This window comes from Trichormus variabilis 0441, assembly GCF_009856605.1.
GTDB classification, from domain to species: domain Bacteria; phylum Cyanobacteriota; class Cyanobacteriia; order Cyanobacteriales; family Nostocaceae; genus Trichormus; species Trichormus variabilis.
Genome location: NZ_CP047242.1, coordinates 4,527,044 through 4,550,682 on the forward strand (window position 1 = coordinate 4,527,044; position 23,639 = coordinate 4,550,682).

Here is a 23,639-nt window from a genome sequence, read left to right on the forward strand (position 1 = left end):
CATTACCCATTACCAATAGGTAGTAATTCATTGCTAATCGTGCGAGGGAACGACCGTGACCACTGTTGATGCGTTGATAAATAAATATGATAATGGCTTAGGCTTTTTAGCTTATACCTCATATCAAAATCTAGCTTGGAAAGGTTCTTTAGACTGCATATCTTTTGACCACACAGCCATAAAAAATAAATTACTGGCTTTAGATAAACCTTGTTATATTGTGAAGGTTGCTGGCAAGATTGGTCTCACAAATGACGGTTATTTATCTGCGGCCGAACTTGGGACACCAGGACAAGTAGAACTTTTAACATCTCTACCATCTATCCGCATTCAACAATTAGGTGACCCCAATTTTCTCTCTTTTTACGGCGTACAATCTGCCTATATGACTGGAGCGATGGCTGGTGGTATTGCTTCTGAGGAAATGGTCATTGCTTTAGGTAGAGAAAAAATTCTCGGTTCTTTTGGTGCAGGTGGTTTACCTCCAGAACGTTTAGAAGTAGCTATTAATCGCATTCAACAAGCGCTACCTCACGGCCCCTATGCCTTCAATTTAATTCACAGCCCCAACGATATGGCGATTGAACGCCGGGCAGTGGATTTATACCTCAAATATGAGGTAACAACTGTAGAAGCTTCAGCATTTTTAGATTTAACCGCCAACATTGTTTATTATCGGGTGGCGGGGTTAAGTTTAAATGATGCCAATCAAATTCAAATTAAAAATAAAGTCATTGCCAAAATTTCTCGCCGGGAAGTTGCGAGTAAGTTTATGCAGCCTGCACCAGCCAGAATTATTAAAGAACTGCTGGAACAAGGTTTAATTACGGAGTTGCAAGCCAAGCTGGCTGCTAATGTACCGATGGCGGATGATATTACTGTAGAAGCTGATTCTGGCGGTCATACAGATAATCGTCCCTTAGTTTGCTTGCTGCCTTCTATTATTGCTTTGCGGGATGAAATTCAAAGACAATATAATTACTCGCAACCTATTAGAGTCGGTGCAGCCGGAGGAATTGCCACACCAGAATCAGCATTAGCAGCTTTTATCATGGGTGCTGCTTATGTGGTGACTGGTTCGGTGAATCAAGCTTGTATTGAATCGGGTGCTTGTGACCATACCAAGCAATTATTAGCGCAAGCGGAAATGGCTGATGTAATTATGGCTCCCGCCGCCGATATGTTTGAAATGGGAGTGAAATTACAAGTCCTCAAACGGGGGACAATGTTTGCTATGCGGGCGCAAAAATTGTATGAACTATACCGCACTTATGACTCGATTGAAGCGATTCCTCCAGCAGAAAGAGAGAAGTTAGAAAAACAAGTTTTTCGCAAGACAATTGCTGAGGTTTGGGAAGGAACTGCGGCTTATTTATCTCAGAGAAATCCTGAGAAATTGGGTAAGGCAGTTAATAATCCTAAATTAAAAATGGCGTTGATTTTCCGTTGGTATTTAGGTTTGTCTTCTCGTTGGTCTAGTGCTGGAGAAAAAGGGAGAGAAGTAGATTATCAAATTTGGTGCGGCCCGGCAATGGGCGGGTTTAATGACTGGGTGCGCGGTTCTTATTTGGCAGAAGCAAATAATCGGCGGGTTGTGGATGTGGCTCATCATATTATGACTGGTGCGGCATTCTTATATCGCATTCAAAGTTTGAAAATTCAAGGAATGCAAATTCCCGATTACTACTGTCAATATCATCCGGTTCGTTACTAGGAATGGGTAATGGGTGATGGTTAATGGTAATGGGCTGTGGGCTTGTCGAAGAGTCGAAGTAGTTCTCACGCTGAAGTCCGAATGGTAATGGGTAATAGTTGAAAGATTCATGGTAAACCACCAATTACCAATGACCAATTACCAATTACCAAGATTATAAATCGACAACTTGACTTACTAAATAATTCGGAGATTTCATAATGAGTCTAAAACAAAATTATAGTGCAGCAGATATTCAAGCTTGGATGATAGCTAATCTAGCTGAATTGTTGGGGGTGGATGGTGATGAAATCGATGCTACTGTCAATTTAGAAAGCTATGGTTTAGATTCGGCACAGGCAATGGTTCTAGTTAGTAAACTAGAGCAATTGTTGGGATTTCAACCTTCACCTTTATTGTTGTGGCATTACCCTACTATTGAGTCATTGTCTGAACGTTTAGCTGAAGAGTTGGCAGAACAATCAGAGGAACAAGATACAGATTCTGCTACTGCTAGCCACAGCAATGGTACACCAGTCCTCGACTTACAAGCTGAGGTGGTTCTTGACCCCACAATTCATCCTGGTGGTGCTATCCCGGTTGATTTTCCGGTAACTCAACCTAAGAAAGTATTTCTGACTGGGGGGACTGGGTTTTTAGGCGCTTTCTTAATTCGGGAACTGCTACAGCAAACTCAGGCTGATGTATATTGTTTGGTACGCGCTGCTGATGCCCAAGCTGGTAAAGCAAAAATCCAAACTAATCTGGAAGGTTACGCGATTTGGCAGGAAGAATATGCGTCGAGAATTATTCCTGTTGTTGGTGATTTAGCGGAACCACTTTTGGGTTTAAGTTCCACACAGTTCCAGACTTTGGCGGCGGAAATTGACACTATTTATCATAGTGGCGCATTGTTGAATTATGTTTTCCCTTACTCAGCTTTGAAGGCGGCGAATGTATTGGGAACTCAAGAGGTTTTACGATTGGCTTGCCAAATTAAAGTTAAGCCGGTGCATTATGTTTCTAGTGTGGCGGTGTTTGAATCACCTGTCTATGCTGGTAAGGTAGTCAAGGAAAGTGATGATTTTAGCCATTGGGAAGGGATTTTCCTTGGTTATTCCCAAACCAAATGGGTGGCAGAAAAGTTGGTGAAGATTGCGAGCGATCGCGGTTTACCTGTTACTATCCATAGACCACCCTTAATTGGTGGAGATAGTGCCACTGGTATCGGTAACACCCACGACTTTATCAATTTGATGGTTAAGGGTTGTTTGCAAATGAAATGCTTTCCCGATGTAGAGTATATGCTAGATATGTCTCCTGTAGATTATGTCAGCAAAGCGATTGTGCATCTATCGATGCAAAAGGAATCGCTAGGTAAAGCTTTCCACCTACAACACCCAGAACCAGTATCTTTAAGTGTCTTAGTTGACTGGGTACGTTCATTTGGCTACGAGATTAAAACCCTTCCCTACGAAGAATGGCAAGCAGAGTTAATTGCAAATGCCACTTCTGTAGATAATCCCTTATACACCTTGCGTCCTTTCCTCCTAGAACGCTGGTCTGATGAACAACTCACTATCCCTGATTTGTACCTCAAAGCCAGAAGACCCCACATTAGCTGTCAAGACACCCTCAAAGCCCTAGCTGGTACTTCTATTGGTTGCCCACCGATTGATGGCAAATTATTCATGACTTACACAGCTTACTTGATTCAAACTGGGTTCTTGACCTTGGCTTGAGGAGAAGACGCGATGCCAGTCGCTACAACGGGGGGAACCCCAACGGACAGTTCGCTCAAGTCGGGAAACCCGCCCACGCAACTGTCCTCCGCAACGCGCTGGCTCATGAATCGGGTGAAGACGCGATTCATCGCGTCTCTACAGATGGTTTATTTCATGCGTGTAACCCAGTTTCTCAGAAAAACTGGGTTTTTCCTGTTGCATGATATTAAATAAGGTTTATCAATAACACTACCCCCCTTAAATAAATGCTATAAATGGAGTTGAATTCAGGTTAAACCTCATTGAACAAATCCCTAGCTTAAATAAATGAATGCCTGTTCTGCAACATAGGCGATCAACACTGTTATGAGTGAGTTATCCTAGTTTTTGCCAAACAAGTGCAGTCTACGCGCGTAAGTTCTATGAGCGAGTTTGAAGTGTAGCTGTCTTTATCGCATTTAGTTGTGGATGGGTGGGTAGTTTGATGGTTTCAAATATCTGTGGTCATGTCTAAATTAGGCTACACAGAGTTTACCCAAGATATCGATGCGTAAATCCTGCGGCTCAGAATTTGGAGACTAGCAGGTTACAATGACAACTCTTACAGGTAAGACAGTACTGTTAACCGGCGCTTCACGCGGTCTTGGTGTCTACATTGCTCGTGCTTTGGCGAAAGAACAGGCAACGGTAGTTTGTGTTTCTCGTTCTCAATCAGGATTAGCTCAAACCTGTAATGTAGTTAAGGCTGCGGGTGGTAAAGCGATCGCTATTCCTTTTGATGTGAGGAACATATCACAATTATCGGCTCTTGTCCAGCAGGCTCAAGATATTGTCGGCCCTATTGATGTCTTGATTAACAATGCTGGCATAGAAATTAACGCAGCTTTTGCGAATTATTCTCTAGCGGAAATTCAATCAATATTCAACACTAATCTATTGGCTGTTATGGAATTAACACGTTTGTTACTACCCAGCATGATGGAACGCGGTAGTGGTCGAATTGTCAATATTGCTTCTTTAGCTGGTAAAAAGGGCGTTGCTTTCAACAGCGTTTACTCAGCTAGCAAAGCAGGTTTGATTATGTGGACTGATGCGATGCGTCAGGAATTAGTTGGTACTGGTGTCAACATTTCGGTGGTTTGTCCAGGCTATGTCTCGCAAACTGGGATGACTGTTGATACTCGTGTCTCTGCGCCCAAGTTAGCAGGTATTTCTACGCCCAAAAGTGTAGCAAATGCCGTCGTCAAAGCTATTAAAAAGAAAACATCTGAAGTTGTTGTCAATCAAAATCCCATCACGGAAAGTTTGACAAAATTCATGTTGGCTATAGGGCAAATTTCTCCCACTTCGGTGGATAGAATTTATCGTTGGTTGGGGGTAGTGGATTTCAATCAAAAACGAGCTGAAAATAGAGTCAAAGACGGCTATGTAGCTGTCGAGTCTCATCGCTCATGACACCGCAGTTGCTTAGGGAATGAGGTTTTGATTATATCAATACTGCCAGAATTTTGGCTGCCAGCCAAAACCCGCCACGGCAACAGCAGCAACACAATTATCATCTGGCACTAGCTCTAGGAGACTCCACGCTGGAGTTGTCTGTAACTTAGCTGGTTCTGTGGGAGTTAGTGCTATTTCAATTTCTTCTAATTTAGCGATGCCGTCACCCGTTGCTTTAAGATAAGCCTCTTTACAAGTCCAGTAACGAAAGAAAATTTTTTGTTTTTGCTCATCGGGTAGCGATCGCAATAATTCATATTCTCGCGGTAAAAAGAACCTTTTGGCAAGGGATTCTAAATCAGATGTGGGGCGGAGATATTCTAAATCGATGCCGATTTGACGCGTGTAATTGACTGCACACAAACCCAAATTCTGGGAGTGTGACAAGTTAAATAATAAACCACTGTCGGCAAAGCGATCGCCTAATACTGGTTTACCACGGGATTCATATTCAAATTTAACTTGCTTTGGTTCCACCCCCAAATAAAGTCCCAAAATACTGCGGAGAATACCACGACCAGCAGTAAAACGCTGGCGATGTTCGGGAAAATAAAATCTGTTTGCACGGGCTAATTCGTCACTAGATAAAGTGGCTGCTAAATGCTGTAGTTGTGATTCTGGTCGGTCAAGGGGAATGCGCCAGAGATGAACTTCATCTGATAATAAGGTTAAATTTGGGGGTTTTGGTAGCCAAGTATGCTGCAACAATTAACAATTAAAAATAAATGAATGCAATTATTAATATAAGATTTTTATTAAACTTTTGTCGTAGAGACTTATATTAAGTTACTAAAATGACTACACCTCGAAAGGCAGTATATGCAGCAAGACTTTAGCCGGCGTAAATTTGTATCATATGGTGCAGCTACTTTTACTACTACTCTATTACTAAAAGCTTGCAGTAGTAATCAAACTTCTACGCCAACGGCTAGTAGTGGACAGGAAAAGTTTAAAATAGCGATCGCCCTACCTGGTGCAATCACAGACCAAGCTTGGAATCAGTCTGGCTATGAAGGACTAAACTTAGCTAAACAAAAGCTCAATGCAGAAGTCGCCTATGTGGAACAAGTCGCCCAAACTGACCAAACAGAAGCATTAACAGACTTTGCCCGTAAGGGTTATAATCTTATATTCGCCCACGGTGGACAATTTGATGCAGCGATAGAACAAGTCGCGCCGCAATTTCCCAATACATTTTTTGTGGGTGTAAATGGTAATACCAAAGCAGAAAATATCGCCTCTTTGCGAATCGACCACTTGCAAGGTAGTTATTTATGTGGCATTATTGGCGCGTCTGTAACTAAATCTAATAAATTAGCTTATATTGCTGGACAAGAATTTCCCGCCACACAGGAAGAACTAAGAGGATTTGAATTAGGAGCAAAATCCGTTAACCCCAAGATACAAGTTATCTCTACATTTACGGGCGATTGGAGTGATGTTGCTAAGGCAAAAGAAGCGACACTAGCTTTAATCTCCTCTGGGGTTGATGTCATTTATCAATGGTTTGATAGCGCCTCACCCGCAGTTTTACAAACAGCTAGCGATAAGGGTGTTTATGCTTTTGGGAATACCAAAGACCAGTTAGATATTGCCCCCAAAGCAGTGTTAACCAGTGTAGTTAAACGCTTAGATATAGCTATAGCTTATTTAGCGGAACTCGCCCAGCAAAAACAACTGAAAGGGCAGATATATACTATCGGTTTGGAACGAGAAGATATATTATCTTTAGGTAAATTTGGCGTAGCAGTGCCGGAAACTATAAAACAAAATACTTTAAAAATAAAACAGGAAATTGTCGATCAGACAATCACCTTTGTAACTTGTCAGGAAGCTGGTAAAAATACACGTTGTATCAAAAAAGCCTAAATGTATTTACGTTTAGAAAATATTAGTAAACGATTTAATTCATTTATTGCTAATGATAATATCAGCTTGAGTGTTGATGCTGGTAAAATTCATGGAATTCTAGGTGAAAATGGTGCTGGTAAAACCACTTTAATGAATATTATTGGTGGTCTATATCAGCCTGATGCAGGAGAAATATATTTACAAGATCAGCCAGTCAAAATTACTTCGCCAAATCAAGCCATAAAACTCGGCATAGGTATGATATATCAACACTTCATGCTTGTGCCACAGTTAACTGTAACTGAAAATATTATCTTGGGTAGGGAAAATAGTTGGCGTTTAAATCTGCGACAAAAACAACAAGAAATTGCAGCTTTATCCCAAGCTTATGGATTAGAAATTGACCCCACAGCTAAAGTAGAGGATTTACCTGTAGGCACACAACAGCGAGTAGAAATTCTCAAAGTTTTATATCGTCAAGCTAAACTATTAATTCTCGATGAACCAACAGCTGTGCTTACACCCACAGAAGTAGAATCATTAATTAATATCCTGCGACAATTGGCGGCGGCTGGTAATACGATTATTTTTATTAGTCATAAGTTAGAAGAAGTAATCAATCTCTGCGATACCGTCACAGTGTTGCGGCGAGGTAAAGTTGTGGCGACAACGACAACTAAAGATATGACTCCTCAAAAATTAGCAGAATTGATGGTAGGACGGGAAGTAGTTTTACAAGTCAATAAGTCTGCATTTGTACCTGGAAAAGTCATACTGTCGGTAGAAAATTTGCAAGTTGCTGATGATAGAGGTATTCTTGCTGTCCACAATGTTTCCTTTCAATTGCTGGCTGGGGAAATTTTGGGAATTGCTGGTGTAGATGGGAATGGACAGCGAGAATTAGCTGATGCGATCGCCAATTTAAGAGGCATCCTCAATGGTACAATTCAACTTAATAGCTCCTCTCCTCAACAAAAAATAGGATATATCCCTGAAGATAGGCAAAAAATGGGACTGGTGTTACAGTTTACTATTGCCCAAAATTTAATTTTAAATGTTTTTAAAAAAATACCTTTCTGTCGGCATTTCTTATTGAAATCATCAGTAATTAAACATCATGCCCAAGTTGCAATGCAGGAATTTGATATCCGGGCGACTGGGGAAGATATCCAGGTAAGTCAACTATCGGGGGGCAATCAACAGAAGGTAGTTTTAGCGCGAGAACTGGCGGGAAAACCAGATTTAATTGTAGCGATGCAACCCACACGGGGCTTAGATGTTGGGGCGACAAGTGCAGTTCATTCCCGTTTGTTAACAGAACGCGATCGCGGTGCGGCAATATTGTATATTTCTACTGAGTTAGAAGAAGTCATGGCAATGAGCGATCGCATTGCTGTAATCTACAGAGGTAAGTTTGTCGCTATTTTGGATGCACAGACGGCGATAATAGAAGAAATTGGTTTATTGATGGCTGGGGGAACACGCAGAGAATAAAATGCCAAGTCTGTACATCATCGGTGGTGCAAACAGTTCCGGAGACGCTACGAGAGAGGGAGAGTAAATTTAATTTCTCTATATTTACCTTTGTGCAATGGTTGGATGATACATAACAATTCAAGTTCATCACCTGTTTTCGTTGCAGAACGCATCATTAATCAGCAGCCTATAATCTATGTAAATGAAACTTGGAATCGAATTACAGAGGTAGAAAATGACTGAAGAAGAAATGAAAAATTTACATAGTAAAATTGATGTTGGAGTTAAAGCTGCAATTGCCGCAGCCATAGAACGACATCGCAAGCTTGGTCAATTGATTAGTATTATGCAAGATGGGAAGGTTGTAACTTTAACTGCTGACGAAATTACAGCGATTCAGGCAAATAACATCTAATGGGAATTACATTAAATCTAAAACAGGTATCTCCATACGTATTGGAAAAAATCAAAAAATATCCTGATTTATCAGGTTTGTTTTTAGATGCAAAATACTTAGAGGATTCATCATTTTGGCAAAATTTTTCAATAATTGAACGTGATGATATTGAGTGGTTTCATGAGGCAATTAATTTTGTACAAGAGGGAATAGATAAATTCAAAAAAGATAAAACGGAAGAATTTGAAAAAATTAAAGACGATATTACTTTAATTATTAATGAAGGCAAAGGTGAATATTTAGACTTAGATAAAATGTGGCAGCCACTAATATTTTTACTTACGGGATATGACTTTTACGATCAACCATTATATTTATCTAAATTAGTCGTTAGTCAAAATCCCGAAGATAATCTTCCTTTAATTAGGGCTGTAATTGGCAGTAATGGAATCGAACATTATGAGCGTGACTATCCATTATTATACTTTAATGATGATGAGGTCAGAAAAATAGCCGATGCTTTATCCAATTTTTCTATTGAAACTATTAGAAAGAGATTACAATTTAGAAGTTTAGAAGAAGATAGCTATCATCATTTATATGAATACGCATATAACCCACTTGTGAGATATTACCAAGATGCGGCTGAGAAAGGAAATGCAATGTTTCTGCACTTCAGCTAGATAAATATTGGTAATCATCGCATCATGATCACAAATAAACGCTTTCAACTCCTGTTACCAATCCTATCACCGCTAATTGCAATTATCTCTGCTCTCATCGTCGGTGCTATCCTCATCCTACTTGCTGGGGCAAATCCCATCACCGCCTACACAGCTTTATTCCAAGAATCCCTTTCTACTTACTTCGGCTTTGGTAACACCCTCACCAAAATGACACCCCTCTTATTCACCAGTTTAGGTGTCTTAATAGCATTAAAGGCTAGTCAATTTAATATCGGTGGCGAAGGACAAATTTACCTTGGTGCGTTGGGTAGCACTTTAGTTGGGTTATATGTGCAAGGATTACCTGCTATCATCCACATTCCTCTAGCACTTGTCGCAGGTTTTGGATTTGGTGCGGTTTGGGGTTGGATACCCGGCTATCTCAAAGCCGTGGGGGGAGTCAATGAAGTTATCACCACCCTATTACTAAATTACATTGCCATAAATTTAATCAGCTACTTGGTGCAGAACCCCTTAAAAGCACCAGGCGCACCTAGTCCCTATTCGCCATTGATTGCTAAATCTGCACAATTGCCCATCATCCTACCCCAAAGTCTAGCCCATGCAGGTATCTTACTAGCTTTACTCACTGCCGGACTACTATGGGTGTTACTAGGGCGATCGCCTCTAGGATACCAAATTTCCGCCGTTGGTTTTAACCCCACAGCCGCCCATTATGCCCGAATTTCCGTCAAAAACACCATCATGCTAGTAATGTCCTTAGCCGGTGGTTTAGCAGGCTTGGCGGGTGCATCGGAAGTTATGGGGTTGAAATATCGCCTATTTGAACAAGTTTCCCCTGGCTACGGATTTGATGCCATTGCGATCGCCTTCTTAAGTCGCGGTAGTATTAACGGTGTAGTCCTAACTGCTTTATTTTTCGCCGCTTTGCGTAGTGGTGCAAACGTCATGCAACGTAGCGCAGGTGTTCCCGTCACCGTAGTTTACGCCATCCAAGGATTCACCGTCCTATTCATCGCCATCAGCCTCGCCGTAGAAACACAAATCAAAACGCAAAGTAACGCGGAGATTTAACCCTAAAAATTCTCAGCCTTCCTCCGCGCTTCCCTTAGCGATACTCTGTCTTGAAAAGTTTCCTACGGAGGGAAACCCTCCTTCTCCTAACGGAGACGCTACGCGAACAGAACTTTTCGCTGCGTTTAAAAACCATGAATCACCTTAACTTCCTCTCCGATTACCTCATTGCTAGTGTCAACCTAGCCATACCCCTAGCATTTGCAGCCCTTGGCGGAATGTACTCAGAACGTTCAGGAGTACTCAATATTGCCCTAGAAGGGATGTTATTAACTGGTGCTTTTACCAGTGCAGTTACCACACTTTACACAGGCAATCCTTGGATAGGTGTCTTCTGTGCTTTAATTGCTGGGGGATTAGTCGGTTTACTCCACGCTTTTTTATGTGTAACATTATACGTCAATCAACTAGTCTCAGGACTAGCAATTAATCTGGTAGCGGCCGGGTTGACATCATTTTTAGCGCGGTTAGTATTTCATGGTAGTAGCACCCAAAGATTACCAGGAATTGAGCCTATTATTATTCCTGGCCTAGCAAATATACCCATACTTGGAGCTTTATTATTTCAACAAGATATTTTCGTATATTTACTAATAATTTCAGTGATTGTCAGTAATTATATTTTATTTCATACTAGCCTTGGCTTAACTTTACGGGCAGTAGGGGAATATCCCAAAGCAGCTGCAACGGCTGGTGTGTCAGTATCAAAAGTGCAATATGCGGCTGTATTTATCAGTGGTTGTCTAGCCAGTTTAGGTGGTGCTTATCTTACCTTAGTGCAGATAAAATTTTTCACCGAAAATATGAGTGCAGGTAAAGGATTTATTGCGATCGCTGCTTTAATTTTTGGTAGGTGGCATCCTTTAGGTATTACTCTAGCTTGCTTTTTATTTGGCGCTACAGAAGCTTTGCAATTACGCATTCAAGCCTTGGGTGCAAACATCCCTTATCAGTTTCTTGCCATGTTACCCTATGCGATCGCCTTCTTTGCCTTAGTGGGATTAGCTGGTAAATCTAAACCTCCCCAAGGTAACGGTGTTACTTACTCACCAGAACATTCCCAAGATATTTAACAACTAGCATACCTTCACACCGACCAAATCAATATCAGCCAACCATATCAGTCTACTTTGAGCTGATGTAGTTTCTTCCAAAATAGGCGATCGCCATTCCACAGCATAAAGCCAATTTTGTTTTAAACTGAAAACCCCTTGAATAATACGCTGATTTGGCTGTTCACTAAAATCAACCTCAACCACATCGCCTAATTGAAAAGCCTGCCCAGAAACAATTTGACTTTTGAGTACACCTGTTGGTGAAAATTCACCACTTCGTAAATAAAGAGTTTTGTTATGACAAACTATTGCATAAATCCACTCTTCCTCTTCCCAATGAACGCCGCAGCAATAGCCTGATAAATCAGGGCTTAACAATACCTCTTCTCTGATTTGAACAGCCAATGGAGGTATGATTGCACCCCAAGCAGGAGAAATATGCCAACAAGACTCTAAAGTCGTAATCTGATTCATCATGATGCTTTTCGGTTCTATTTTTATACATAGACTCGTTTACACGAGTAATATCCGGAACATAATTCCCATCTGTTTAAAATAAGACAACAGAGACCACACCCCAATCAATAACTTTGTTAGCCCAACAGCAAAGAATCGAATTATGGAGGGATGAAAATTATGGGTTTTTATTCGCAAGTCATTTTACCGCGTCTTTTAGACTGGAGCTTGTCTGATCCCACCCTAGCTACATATCGTCAGGAACTACTAACAGACGTAACAGGAGAAGTACTAGAAATCGGTTTTGGCACTGGATTAAACTTGGCTTACTATCCTTCACATATTCACGAAATCACCACGGTTGACGTGAATCCTGGGATGAATACCCTCGCACAAAAGCGTATTGATGACTCTGGGATTAAAGTTCAACAACTCCTGCTATCAGGCGAAAATCTTCCTATGGCAGATAATACTTTTGATAGTGTGGTCAGCACTTGGACTTTATGCAGTATTGCCAATGTAGAACAAGCCCTACAGGAAGTTTATCGGGTACTAAAACCAGGTGGTAAGTTCTTTTTTCTAGAACATGGACTGAGTAATAAGCCTAATGTACAAGTCTGGCAGAATCGCCTAACCCCAATTCAGAAAATCTTGGCAGATGGGTGTCATCTAAATCGAAATATTCAAAAATTAGTAGAAAAAAGTTTTAACCATGTAGAGCTAAAACGCTTTACACCTGAGAATTTTCCTGATTTGATGGCACATTTTTACAAAGGATGTGCGACTAAAAAAGCAATATAAATTCATGATCAAGGAAATCAATTTTATGAGTTGATTTCCTTGATCTAATTTAAGTCTTAAATATCTCATCTACAGGAATTTGGTAGCCATTAGCGAGGCGATTAGTTGTGTTAGCCGTAGCAATAATTGCCAAGAGTTCACCAAACATAGCATCATTCATCCCCTTCCCACGCGCTGCTGCTGAATGGGAAGAAATACAATAGTCACAGCCATTAGTGACGCTCACCGCAATGTAAATTAGTTCACGTACCAAGGGGTCAAGTTCACCAGGACTAGCCATAACCTCTTTGATGCTTTCCCATGTTCTTTTTAAGGTGGGAGGATGGTTGGCTATGGCTTTCCAGAAGTTGTTGATATACTCCGTCTGACGAGTAGCGCGGATGTCGTCGTATATGGCCTTTACTTCGTCGCCTGCATCTTCGTATTCAATCAGCTTAGTCATATTATTTTGACAGACAAATCACAATTAGGCATTTTGGCACACTCAATTTTAAAAGTATAGATATCCTGTAAGGGTGGGATATATTCATGTGAAAAGTAATAAAAGGCAAAATCTCTCAGTTCATCGCTGAGAGATTTTTATTCAAAATAACTGAGGTCAAGTCTGATAAAGCACCCAGTTCATCACGGCTATTTAGTCTAGTCATCCTAAATTAGTAACTATTTATAAAGTAAACATTAATTAGAGTGTGTTATGGCTCTACCCTAACGCACCGTCATATAAACCGATGCTATAGAAATTTTATCTTTACTTTAGAAATAACCTCTTATAGTGACCATTAAAGTTTTTCTAGGAATGGATTAAAAACTATATCTTGCAAGTTTCTCCATTAATCTATTCAAAGTTTTGTCTGAGCGCACCTCTGTTTATAGCGGACTAAACAACATATCAAAGTCAACAACAGAATAGCTTTCATAGTCGATGGTTCTACTACCCTTGTCACTTCTGTTGGGGGTTGAGTAATGGGGGTTTCACAAACTCCTCCGTTCGGGTTTCCACCAGGATTGACAAAATCACATACATTAGTAGGAGGATTAGTTGGCGGAGTCGGGAAACCCGATGTTCCAGGAGGTGAGGAACTGGATGAATCACCTCCACTGAGTAATAAGGCAAGAAGAGGAACAATAGCTAATAATCCTAATGGTAATAAGCTAGGCGAACCTCCAGCAGAAGTTACAAGAAATTCTCCACCCCCAAGTCCTTCTCCCTCGATAACTTCCAGCCCTCCTGGTGTTGCTAGCGTCTCATTTAAAATGCCACCAGGAATTGTTGCTCCCTCTTCAGAAAAAGCTACTAAAGTTTGGGGTTCCCGCGCATACGGTTGACCTGTTGATATGGAAGTATATGGATGAGAGAGTATTCTTAAACTCGTCTCCTGGATTTCTCTATTGTTTCCTGAACGTAAAGCATTTAACCCTCTTTCAAGGTTATTGACATAAAATTCCGTCATTTTTGAATCTAAGCCAAGCTGACGAATTTCTTGCTCTAAGTTAGGTATTTTTGATGCTTCTTGTAAAAGAGTGTTGACGTAGCTAATCTTCAGGTTTATGAATCCACTACGAGGATCAGATCCTGAAAGAGGTGCTAATAGAAAGTTTTTAGTTACATCTCTTAAGCCTGCTACAGGATTAGAACTCAGTTTAGAACCAGAACTATATTGAACAGAATCTAATATTTCTCTATCAAATTTTCTCCAAACAGAGGCGTATGGGTTGGGATTGTAGCCATAAAACTGAGAAAACTTGCGATAGTTGTCTTCCCCACCAGCTGCTCGCATTAACATCTGCTGATAGGTAGGGCCGCCATTAGACTGAATTACTTGCTCAAGAATCGTTCCAGTTTTGTTACAGCCTAAAGCAAATCCTACGGAACATTCGGGAATAACTCTGATCTGACGTAGACCTTTAGCGTCATTCTGGAGCTGATATTGGAGTAGTTGACGTTCTTGTCCTGGTGGAATCTTTGCACCAACATTTAAACTTCCTTGGCCTGCATTTGCGTTCTCGCATACAGTTAATACTGCTGCCAAAGATGACAGCAATATGACAATATTTTTAACAAACTTCATATATGCTTGGTAAATGACACAAAACTAACTAAGTACAACAACTGCTTTTGAGGGGTGAGTATTTATTGATTGGGTTTTAAAGTTCCTTTTGGAGATACTGGCAGTGCATTTTTTAGGGAGCCAGAACTCACACTCTTCGGCACTTGAATATTGAGGGTAATAGCAGTACCTTGGAGTTCTCCGGTAGTGAGTTTGTGATAAATAACTAACGCACGGTTGGGTTGGTCAAAGACAAAACCACGACGAGAAGGTTGTATTTTGCCTTCCTCTACTAGCTCAATAAAGGCTTCTAGATATCTACGTATACTTTGACGATTTTCTGGATTGATATTTGTATGGTTTGCAATGAGAGTCATAAAGAAATCTAGACTCCGGCTATCCTGTCCAGTCGTGAGAGTACCACCATCCAAAAAAGAACTACCAATGAGTTTGCCGTTAACTTCTTGAACTTTAAATAAGGTATAGTAACGCCCCTCTTTTTTAGAGTCATTCACATAGCATACCCAAGAGCCTTCTTCACTCTGTGTAAAACCTTGAGCCGCAAGATAAGACAGTGCAGAATCATTACCTCTTTTTTGTCCAGGTAATGGAGGTAGCAAACTTTCGACTGGATCTGAGGCACAAATTTTCTGTGCAGCTTGTGGCTGAGGAGATGCTTGAGTGTCTTGTGCAATTGCAACATTAGGAATAGACACGAAAGCTAATGCCGACAAGGTAAGTAGTTGAGACAAAAAAATAATGGGTTTCATCATTTTTATTTCCTTATTTGAAATGTTAATAGACTGATTTGTAAACAACATGGAAATTTTATGGGTGTGGTACAAAGAAAGTTAAATTTATTTGATTTACTCACTATCAACCATTAGGTAGATTTACTATATGTAAATTATTTATGTATTATTCCGGATATCGCTACTTTATATAGATAAATCTAGAAGGTATTAGAGATCAATCTTGATTATTGAGAGTAAATATATCTCCTTTTATAGGCAGGTTATATGTTCAAAGTCATACACCATGACTTTGTTAATTGTTTGAAAAAATAAGCTTATACTTAAGTTTTTGCTATTAATTAGAGAATTTGCTACATTTATCTAGAATTTGAACCCCTCCCTAATATGTCCTAAAACTATTTACTGTATTGAGCTTTTTTGTCGGTGCTAATAGCGTTTTTTAGTTATGATACAGATTATAAATTACGTTTATGTAATTTATGATACTTTTGCTCCTAATTTAACTTGTTGCAGTTATAACAAGATTTTTAGCTTTACAATAAGTATGTAACATTTTTTAAAATGTTACTTGATTATCGAAGAAACTAATTCAGAATCATACCTTAATTTATGCAATCTTAACTCCGTATTCCGCCAATTAATGAGACTGTTGATGAATACTAGGAGCATTTGCAGTTAGTCTGGAACATTTTTTTGTTGTTGTAGGTAATACCTCTACGTCATTTAGTTTTAACATTTTCAGGTAAGATCAAAACATTGATTTTGTATGTGTGCAGTAATTCTACCATCAGAAAGTAAGAACATAAGAGTAGCATATACAACTTTAAAAATTGCACACTAAATAACTTGATTCCTTTAAACAACGCAGATACAAGTGCAAATTAACGTTGCTATATTTATATTGATAAGTATATACTTATATAATTATGTAAAATTGTGAAGAAGTGTTAAAGTCATAAGTATTCACGGACACCTCATCAATAAGCTGTTCTGCTCTTAAGTTGCACAATCCATCATGAGGGCTGTTGACAGTTGGCAGCATCTATCGAATGTTCATAACCCCGACTTTTTCAAAAAAGTCGGGGTTCTATGACTGTAATTATCATTTACACAAATCTATCCATAAATCACAAAGTCCACCTCATAGGAAGTGGACTTGTTAACTATATTTATGGTTAGTGGATCCGAGCAGAGTCGAACTGCTGTCCAAATTGGGTATTGACCCCCCGCTCATTCACAGGTTTAGCCTTTCTGACCCTCAAGGCGGGAATCGTTCATTATCCCGAACGTAGGATGCTCTGATTAAATCTTAGCTAGCAAGCCAACCAGAGAACACTTGCTAGAGCATCCGTTGGGGGTTGGTCTTCAGTCCTTAACGGAGTCAAACCGAAGACGCTCGAACCTGTAAGAGGCTAATTAGGCAGCTACTAGAGCGTCCTTACGAGCAAATTTTACGATGTTATTCGCATTTACTTTTGTTTTGAGCCTTGATTTGCGAGAGGAGACTCACTCTCGACCTGAATCACAGAGTAGCGTTCGCCAACCTGTCGAAACCGTTACGGACCCATGTACTTTATATTCTTATTATAGTTCTCTGTGGAAAAAATGTGTTACAAGATGACAAAGAAATATTAAACTCTCCTTCTACACCCTTAACTGTCATGAGTCAGACTAAAGACGGCGTTCGCTGGACTATTCAAGATGTGGCAGCTTTACCTGATAACGAGTGGATTCGTTATGAAATTATTGATGGAGAATTGTTTGTGACGCGATCGCCCCACCATAAACATCAGCACGTAATTGGATGTATCTTTTCGGTGCTAAACTCTTGGTCGATAGATAGTGGTTTGGGAGAACCATCCATTATGCCAGGACTAATTTTCTCTGACTCCGATAATGTAGCTCCTGATGTAGTGTGGGTGAGTTATGAACGGTTGGCTCAAATTCAAGATGAAGCGGGACATTTTCGCGGAGCGCCGGAACTGGTAGTGGAAGTTTTATCTTTAGGAAAAGCTAATGAAGACCGCGATCGATTAGCTAAATTGAAACTGTATTCGGTTCAGGGAGTGCAGGAATATTGGATTGTTGATCGCATTGCTCAAAGAATTGAAGTTTATAGACGAGACTATGCTCAATTAAAATTGGCGACAACTTTGCTGGTGGATGATGTGATCACGTCGCCGTTGCTGCCTAACTTTACCTGTGAAGTAGCGCGTCTGTTTGTATCACGAAGTTAGGCATGGTAGGAGTTAACTTTGTCTTTCTCAAAAGCAAAAATAGCTAATCGCTAGATTTAAAGTCACCAGCAATTAGCTATTTATTACAGTTAACAATTGGCTTTTTCCTAAGTCAACGCTTCTGCACCACCAACGACCTCAAGCAGTTCTTGAGTAATGGCGGCTTGACGGGCTTTGTTGTAGGACAGTGAAAGAGACTTGATTAATTCACCGGCGTTATCGCTGGCGTTGCTCATGGCTGTCATCCGTGCAGCTAGTTCACTGGCGGCTGATTCTTGCAGCGCCCGTAATAACTGGTTGCTTAAATACAAGGGCAAGAGTGAATCAAGAATCTGTACTGGGTCTTGTTCAAAAATCATGTCGCGGGGCAAGGGACGAGCTTGAGTTGTCACCGTTTGCCGTTCCACTTCAAATTGACCGCCACGAGTTGTCAGACGGAAGATTTCGTCATCGGCTGCTTCTAAACCTTGAGTGTCAAGGGGTAGCAAGGTTTGGATGACGGGACGAGAGCTAACCAAGGAGACGAAGCGGGTGTAAACTAACTCGATGCGGTCTACTTTTTCTGAGAGGAATAAAGACAGCAATTCGTCAGCTATTTTATTAGCTTCTTCGGCAGTGGGGATTTGCTCTAAGCCAGTATAACTAGCGTCAATTGGTTGCTCACGCCGTCTAAAATATTGTTCAGCTTTGCGCCCAACAATGACAAATGTGTAGTCTAGACCTTCTTTCTTGAGTTCTTTGGCACGGTTTTCGGCACGACGGATGACGTTAGTATTGTAACCGCCGCACAAACCGCGATCGCCAGAAATAACTAGCAAGCCTACTGATTTAACTTCCCGTTTTTTCAGTAGTGGTAAGTCTACATCTTCAAAGCGCAGACGAGTTTGCAAGCCGTATAATACTTGTGCCAAACGGTCAGCAAAGGGACGGGTAGCAATTACTTGTTCTTGGGCGCGACGTACACGCGCCGCCGCTACCAGCCGCATGGCTTCTGTGATTTTCTTGGTGTTTTTGACCGACTGAATGCGATCGCGTATTGATTTGAGATTAGGCATAATATTTGTTGATTGTCAGTTGTCAGTTGTCAGTTGTCAGTTGTCAGTGTGTATTACTACTGACCACTGACCAATGACTAATGACTAATTACGCTGTAGCCTTGAAGGTTTTTTTGTAATCGTCTAAAGCTGCCTTCAATGCTTTTTCTTCATCATCACCCAGTGTTTTCTTGGATTGTACGTCTTGGAAGTAGGGGTTAACGCCAGACTTCAAGTAATCTCTCAAGCCTTTGGTGAAGGTGGTGACTTTATCAACAGGGATATCATCTAAGTAACCGTTGATACCTGCGTACAGAATGGCTACTTGTTCAGCTACGGATAGGGGCTGATTTTGAGACTGTTTGAGGAGTTCCCGCAGGCGTTGACCTCTTGCCAATTGGTCTTGGGTAGCTTTATCTAAGTCGGAAGCAAATTGCGCGAAGGCTTGGAGGTCGTCAAACTGTGCTAGTTCCAGTTTGATTTTACCAGCAACTTTTTTCATCGCTTTGGTTTGTGCCGCAGAACCCACACGGGATACAGAGATACCAGGGTTTACAGCCGGACGAATACCAGCGTTAAACAAGTCAGAAGATAAGAATATCTGACCGTCGGTGATAGAAATTACGTTGGTAGGAATGTAAGCGGAAACGTCACCAGCTTGGGTTTCGATGATTGGTAGCGCGGTCATGCTACCTTTACCCAATTCATCGCTGAGTTTAGCTGCTCTTTCCAACAAACGAGAGTGAATGTAGAATACGTCTCCAGGGTAAGCTTCCCGTCCTGGTGGACGACGTAACAGCAAGGACATTTGGCGATAAGCTTGAGCTTGCTTAGATAAGTCGTCGTAAATTACCAAGGTAGCTTTGCCTTTGTACATGAAGTACTCAGCAATGGTTGCACCTGTGTAGGGAGCCAAGAATTGTAGGGTAGCAGGTTCGCTGGCTCCAGCAGCAACTACTACTGTGTAATCCATTGCACCTTTTTCTTGCAGGGTTTGGACTACGTTAGCAACGGTGGAAGCTTTTTGACCAATGGCAACGTAAACGCAAACTACATCTTCACCTTTTTGGTTAATGATGGTGTCGATAGCGATCGCAGTTTTACCTGTTTGACGGTCACCAATAATTAATTCCCGTTGACCACGGCCGATGGGAATCATGGAGTCAATCGCGGTGATACCTGTTTGCATCGGTTCGTGTACGGAACGACGAGCAATAATACCAGGTGCAGGTGATTCAATCAAGCGGCTTTCGCTGGCTTTGATGTCGCCTTTACCGTCAATAGCACGACCTAAAGCATCGACAACGCGGCCAATTAAGGCTTCACCAACACCGATTTGAGCAATTCTACCGGTAGCGGTAACGGTGCTACCTTCTTGAATTTCCCGGCCTTCGCCCATCAATACCGCACCAACGTTATCTTCTTCTAAGTTTTGGGCGATACCAACTGTGCCGTCTTCAAATTCCAACAGTTCCCCAGCCATAGCCTTTTCTAGACCATAGATCCGGGCGATACCGTCACCTACTTGTAGTACAGTACCGACGTTAGCAACTTTGACTTCTTGGTCGTATTGCTCGATTTGCTGCTGAATAATACTGCTGATTTCGTCAGGTCTAATTGAAATGCTCATGTGTGTATCTTTTTTTCTTGCGAGACGGAAGATATTTAATAGACGCGAGAAATAATATCGCGTCTGCATTTAGTTTGAGGTGTTAAGAGTTAACCACAGATCACAAACAACTTTAATTGTCAAGTGCCTGATGTGAAACCGCTAACTTTAACCTCTGAACTTTCTAGCTATTGCTTAGGCGCAAGGAGAGGCGACGCAACTGACCCCGGATACTAGAGTCAATTACCTGAGAGCCTACTTTAATGATCACACCACCAATCAGGTCACTGTCTACCTTGGTTGCCAGTTCCACTTGACGAGCTTTGGTGAGTGCCAATACCTTTTCTTTAACTGCTTGCTGTTGATCTTCTGTTAAAGCCACAGCAGAAGTGACTTCCGCTAATACGGTTTGATTCAGTTGCCGTAAGAGAGCCAAATACTGCTGTAAAATCTCTTCCAAGAAGAAAATGCGTCGTTTATCTACCAACAACAGTAAGAAGTTACGTAGGTAAGGGCTAGCTTCACTCAATATTTGTTTGATGAGAGCTTTTTTGTTCTCAGCTGCAATAAAGGGGTTGTCGATAAAGTTGCGTAGCTGCTGATTTTCTGCCAGCAGGTTCAGCAAAGTACGCGCATCTGTGCCGAACTCTTCCGTCAAGCTTTTCGATTTGGCGATTGACAACAGTGCCTGAGCGTAAGGTTGAGCTACCTCAGTGTTTGCTACTTTACTTGTCATACTTCGCCTCCCAATTGTGCGATGCTACGGTCAATTAAAATCTTTTGAGCATCGTCAGCAATGCCGCCTTGCAGTTCCGACTCGACTTTTTGCAATGCCAAAGCAACTACTCGCTGCCGCAACTGAGCGATCGCTCTATCTAGTTCTGCATTCAAGTCTGCTGCCCCTGCTTCTTGTAAGCGTTCAATATCTACAGCAGCTTGGGCGAGGATGGCTTGACCTGCGGTTTGAGCATTGTCTTGGGCTGATTTTTTGATTCTCTCAGCTTCTGCTTGTGCTTGCTCTAGTTTTTGTTGCGCCTCTTTCAGTTGCTTGGCTGCATCTGCGGCACGTTGTTCTGCATTCTTAATTGCTGTTTCAATGTTTTCGCGGCGAGTTTTCAGGGTATTACCCAGAACCTTCCGTCCAAAGACAAACAGCACAGTAATAATAATGGCCAGGTTAATCAGGTTGGTGTCGAGAATATTGGTATTTAAACCAAAACCACCTTCCGCCCCACCTTCTGCCAATTCACCTCCAACGGCGCTGGCTTCCGCCATCAACAGTAAAAAAGTCCCCATGATTTTTCATCCACAACTGCGCTGCCAAAGGTTTGTGTCATTCGCCCCTCGTCATTTTCTCTTTTGACTAATGACTAATGACCAATGACTAATGACTAAATTTATTGAGTTAGCGCTGCTTTACTAGATCGGCTCCCAAAAGCTTTTCTAGGATTTGGCGACTTAGGGCATCTACTTGTTGCTCTAAAGAAGCCAGAGCCTGCTGTTTTTGCTGCTCAATTTCACCGGCCGCTTGTTCTCTTTGTGCCTGAGCTTCTTTTTGAGCTGCTGCTACTTTTTCGGCAGCAATTTTTTGGGCTTCGGCTTGAGCGTCAGCAATAATTGTTTGTGCTTGCCGTCTAGCTCCTGCTAACTCTTGTTCGTAAGCCTCTGCCAATTTCTCAGCTTTGGACAAACGCTCTTGGGCTTCTAATTGATTGTTCCGAACATATTCATTTCGTCCATCAATAGCTTTACCCAATGGCTTGTAGAGAGTGGCATTCAATACCAGAGCTAACAAGAGAAACTGGATTGCCATCAAGGGTAAGGTAGCATCTAAATCAAATAGCCCGCCTTCCTTGGCAACCTCTTCCACCGCCAATAAGGTGATCCAATGTGTCATGTTTGCTTGTTCCTATCTACTATGTTAGTCCTGAGTTCTGAGTTGTGAGTTATGAGTTATGAGTTATGGGTTAAAGGCTTAAACCCTTAACTCCTAACTATTTTCACTCAACACTCAGCACTCAGTACCCAGTACTCAGTACTGATTATGCGAAGGGGTTAGCAAACAACAATACTAGAGCAACTACTAGACCGTAGATGGTTAGCGCTTCCATGAACGCCAAACTGAGTAGTAATGTACCGCGAATTTTACCTTCTGCTTCGGGCTGACGGGCAATACCTTCTACAGCTTGTCCTGCTGCATTACCTTGACCAATACCAGGGCCGATTGCAGCCAAACCAACAGCTAGAGCAGCAGCTAAAACGGAAGCAGCAGAAACTAATGGATCCATGATATTCTTTCCTTACTTTAATGAAACGAATGGTTTTGTTAGTGGTCAGTTGTGAGCCAGTGCGGTCTTGGGGGTTTCCCGCATGAGCAACTGGCGAACCCGAAGGGTCAGTTGTCAATTGTCAGTTGTTACTTACTAAATAACTAATGACAATGACTAATGATGTTCCTCATGCTCTTCGCCATGATGATCTTCCATCGCTTCACCGATGTAAGCCGCAGCCAAAGTAGCAAAAATTAGTGCCTGGATAGCGCTTGTAAAGAGTCCCAAAGCCATTACAGGCAGAGGTACAAATAAAGGCACTAGTAATACCAGTACGCCGACTACAAGTTCATCAGCTAAGATGTTACCGAATAAACGGAAACTCAGGGAAAGGGGCTTAGTGAAGTCTTCAATAATCTTGAATGGCAACATGAACGATACAGGTTGCACGTAGTTACCAAAATACCCCAGTCCTTTTTTGCTGAATCCAGCGTAAAAGTACGCCAAAGATGTCAACAACGCTAATGCAACAGTTGTATTGATGTCACTTGTCGGTGCTGCTAATTCTCCTTCAGGCAAATGAATTAGCTTGAAGGGAACTAAGGCTCCTGACCAATTTGACACAAAAATGAACAAAAACAAAGTGCCAACGAAAGGCACCCAGGGGCGATATTCTTTTTCGCCAATCTGGTTTTTAGCCAAATCCCGAATGAATTCCAGGGCATACTCCAGTAGGTTCTGTATGCCACTAGGAATCCGTTTAACGTTACTGCTTGCAGCCACAGAAGCTAGTACTAGCACGCCAATAACAAACCAAGAGGTGAGAAACACCTGACCGTGCAGTTTTAAGTTGCCTATTTGCCAGTACAGATGTTTTCCCACTTCCAATTCGGCAAGTGGAACAGAGTAAAAGTTCAGAAAATTCAACATTTTCCTTCCATTTCAATTGCTTCTCCAATCTTACCTGGAGAAGAGG

The 23,639-nt window shown here is 41.4% G+C and carries 24 protein-coding genes and 1 other RNA gene; 12 read left to right on the forward strand and 13 right to left on the reverse strand.

What is annotated here, in order from left to right:
- Window positions 1-55 precede the first annotated feature (55 nt).
- From GSQ19_RS18665 to GSQ19_RS18680, 4 genes are all read left to right on the forward strand, one after another.
- Window positions 56-1,714: a PfaD family polyunsaturated fatty acid/polyketide biosynthesis protein gene (locus tag GSQ19_RS18665; RefSeq protein ID WP_011319361.1), complete on the forward strand. Its 1,659-nt coding sequence runs from the start codon at window positions 56-58 to the stop codon at window positions 1,712-1,714.
- Between the two features lie 200 nt (window positions 1,715-1,914).
- Window positions 1,915-3,435, forward strand: coding sequence for a thioester reductase domain-containing protein (locus tag GSQ19_RS18670; RefSeq protein WP_011319362.1), 1,521 nt, complete (start codon window positions 1,915-1,917; stop codon window positions 3,433-3,435).
- Complete coding sequence (locus tag GSQ19_RS18675) at window positions 3,432-3,641, forward strand: hypothetical protein (RefSeq protein ID WP_153228365.1); 210 nt, start codon at window positions 3,432-3,434, stop codon at window positions 3,639-3,641. The genes GSQ19_RS18670 and GSQ19_RS18675 overlap by 4 nt, the downstream gene beginning before the upstream one ends.
- Window positions 3,642-4,008: 367 nt before the next feature.
- Window positions 4,009-4,872, forward strand: a complete 864-nt coding sequence (locus GSQ19_RS18680; protein ID WP_011319363.1) for an SDR family NAD(P)-dependent oxidoreductase — start codon at window positions 4,009-4,011, stop codon at window positions 4,870-4,872.
- Between the two features lie 36 nt (window positions 4,873-4,908).
- On the opposite strand, the gene hetI is transcribed toward GSQ19_RS18680, so the two are convergent.
- Window positions 4,909-5,622 carry a 4'-phosphopantetheinyl transferase HetI gene (gene hetI / locus GSQ19_RS18685; protein ID WP_011319364.1) on the reverse strand — a complete coding sequence of 238 codons (714 nt, stop codon included), beginning with the start codon at window positions 5,620-5,622 and terminating at the stop codon, window positions 4,909-4,911.
- A gap of 111 nt (window positions 5,623-5,733) precedes the next feature.
- Here hetI and GSQ19_RS18690 point away from each other — a divergent pair, with 111 nt between their 5' ends.
- The 6 genes from GSQ19_RS18690 (at window position 5,734) to GSQ19_RS18715 (ending at window position 11,471) form a co-directional block, all read left to right on the forward strand.
- Window positions 5,734-6,783, forward strand: coding sequence for a BMP family protein (locus tag GSQ19_RS18690; RefSeq protein WP_011319365.1), 1,050 nt, complete (start codon window positions 5,734-5,736; stop codon window positions 6,781-6,783).
- Window positions 6,784-8,259 carry an ABC transporter ATP-binding protein gene (locus GSQ19_RS18695; RefSeq protein ID WP_011319366.1) on the forward strand — a complete coding sequence of 492 codons (1,476 nt, stop codon included), beginning with the start codon at window positions 6,784-6,786 and terminating at the stop codon, window positions 8,257-8,259. It begins immediately after the preceding gene.
- Window positions 8,260-8,476: 217 nt separating this feature from the next.
- Window positions 8,477-8,656 (forward strand): hypothetical protein, encoded by a 180-nt coding sequence (locus GSQ19_RS18700; protein WP_011319367.1) that lies wholly within the window; start codon window positions 8,477-8,479, stop codon window positions 8,654-8,656.
- Window positions 8,656-9,321, forward strand: a complete 666-nt coding sequence (locus GSQ19_RS18705) for a DUF1877 family protein (protein WP_011319368.1) — start codon at window positions 8,656-8,658, stop codon at window positions 9,319-9,321. The genes GSQ19_RS18700 and GSQ19_RS18705 overlap by 1 nt, the downstream gene beginning before the upstream one ends.
- A gap of 24 nt (window positions 9,322-9,345) precedes the next feature.
- A complete protein-coding gene (locus GSQ19_RS18710; protein WP_011319369.1) occupies window positions 9,346-10,398 on the forward strand; it encodes an ABC transporter permease in 1,053 nt (350 codons plus the stop codon).
- A 134-nt stretch (window positions 10,399-10,532) separates the two neighbouring features.
- Window positions 10,533-11,471, forward strand: a complete 939-nt coding sequence (locus GSQ19_RS18715; protein WP_011319370.1) for an ABC transporter permease — start codon at window positions 10,533-10,535, stop codon at window positions 11,469-11,471.
- 3 nt (window positions 11,472-11,474) lie between these two features.
- On the opposite strand, the gene GSQ19_RS18720 is transcribed toward GSQ19_RS18715, so the two are convergent.
- Window positions 11,475-11,930: a DUF1392 domain-containing protein gene (locus GSQ19_RS18720; protein ID WP_011319371.1), complete on the reverse strand. Its 456-nt coding sequence runs from the start codon at window positions 11,928-11,930 to the stop codon at window positions 11,475-11,477.
- Window positions 11,931-12,089: 159 nt separating this feature from the next.
- Here GSQ19_RS18720 and GSQ19_RS18725 point away from each other — a divergent pair, with 159 nt between their 5' ends.
- Window positions 12,090-12,710 (forward strand): class I SAM-dependent methyltransferase, encoded by a 621-nt coding sequence (locus GSQ19_RS18725; RefSeq protein WP_011319372.1) that lies wholly within the window; start codon window positions 12,090-12,092, stop codon window positions 12,708-12,710.
- Window positions 12,711-12,759: 49 nt separating this feature from the next.
- Here GSQ19_RS18725 and GSQ19_RS18730 read toward each other — a convergent pair whose 3' ends face one another.
- The 4 genes from GSQ19_RS18730 to ssrA all read right to left on the reverse strand — a co-directional run bounded on the left by GSQ19_RS18730 (window position 12,760) and on the right by ssrA (window position 17,079).
- Window positions 12,760-13,152: a carboxymuconolactone decarboxylase family protein gene (locus GSQ19_RS18730; protein ID WP_011319373.1), complete on the reverse strand. Its 393-nt coding sequence runs from the start codon at window positions 13,150-13,152 to the stop codon at window positions 12,760-12,762.
- 397 nt (window positions 13,153-13,549) lie between these two features.
- Window positions 13,550-14,779: a hypothetical protein gene (locus tag GSQ19_RS18735; RefSeq protein ID WP_011319374.1), complete on the reverse strand. Its 1,230-nt coding sequence runs from the start codon at window positions 14,777-14,779 to the stop codon at window positions 13,550-13,552.
- A 62-nt stretch (window positions 14,780-14,841) separates the two neighbouring features.
- Window positions 14,842-15,579: a hypothetical protein gene (locus tag GSQ19_RS18740; protein WP_011319375.1), complete on the reverse strand. Its 738-nt coding sequence runs from the start codon at window positions 15,577-15,579 to the stop codon at window positions 14,842-14,844.
- A gap of 1,110 nt (window positions 15,580-16,689) precedes the next feature.
- Window positions 16,690-17,079, reverse strand: a transfer-messenger RNA (tmRNA) gene (gene ssrA, locus GSQ19_RS18745).
- A gap of 95 nt (window positions 17,080-17,174) precedes the next feature.
- Here ssrA and GSQ19_RS18750 point away from each other — a divergent pair.
- Window positions 17,175-17,750: a Uma2 family endonuclease gene (locus GSQ19_RS18750; protein ID WP_041456792.1), complete on the forward strand. Its 576-nt coding sequence runs from the start codon at window positions 17,175-17,177 to the stop codon at window positions 17,748-17,750.
- Between the two features lie 107 nt (window positions 17,751-17,857).
- Here the strand turns inward: GSQ19_RS18750 and GSQ19_RS18755 are convergent, their stop codons facing one another.
- From GSQ19_RS18755 to atpB, 7 genes are all read right to left on the reverse strand, one after another.
- Window positions 17,858-18,805: a F0F1 ATP synthase subunit gamma gene (locus GSQ19_RS18755; protein ID WP_011319377.1), complete on the reverse strand. Its 948-nt coding sequence runs from the start codon at window positions 18,803-18,805 to the stop codon at window positions 17,858-17,860.
- Between the two features lie 88 nt (window positions 18,806-18,893).
- Window positions 18,894-20,414: a F0F1 ATP synthase subunit alpha gene (atpA, locus tag GSQ19_RS18760; RefSeq protein ID WP_011319378.1), complete on the reverse strand. Its 1,521-nt coding sequence runs from the start codon at window positions 20,412-20,414 to the stop codon at window positions 18,894-18,896.
- Between the two features lie 163 nt (window positions 20,415-20,577).
- A complete protein-coding gene (atpH, locus tag GSQ19_RS18765) occupies window positions 20,578-21,129 on the reverse strand; it encodes an ATP synthase F1 subunit delta (protein ID WP_011319379.1) in 552 nt (183 codons plus the stop codon).
- Window positions 21,126-21,689, reverse strand: a complete 564-nt coding sequence (locus GSQ19_RS18770; RefSeq protein ID WP_011319380.1) for a F0F1 ATP synthase subunit B — start codon at window positions 21,687-21,689, stop codon at window positions 21,126-21,128. Before GSQ19_RS18770 ends, atpH begins: the two co-directional genes overlap by 4 nt.
- 109 nt (window positions 21,690-21,798) lie before the next feature.
- Entirely contained in the window at window positions 21,799-22,290 is a 492-nt protein-coding gene (locus GSQ19_RS18775; protein ID WP_011319381.1) for a F0F1 ATP synthase subunit B', read from the reverse strand.
- A gap of 145 nt (window positions 22,291-22,435) precedes the next feature.
- Complete coding sequence (gene atpE / locus GSQ19_RS18780) at window positions 22,436-22,681, reverse strand: ATP synthase F0 subunit C (protein ID WP_010994186.1); 246 nt, start codon at window positions 22,679-22,681, stop codon at window positions 22,436-22,438.
- Between the two features lie 156 nt (window positions 22,682-22,837).
- Window positions 22,838-23,593 carry a F0F1 ATP synthase subunit A gene (gene atpB / locus GSQ19_RS18785; protein WP_011319382.1) on the reverse strand — a complete coding sequence of 252 codons (756 nt, stop codon included), beginning with the start codon at window positions 23,591-23,593 and terminating at the stop codon, window positions 22,838-22,840.
- Window positions 23,594-23,639 lie beyond the last annotated feature (46 nt).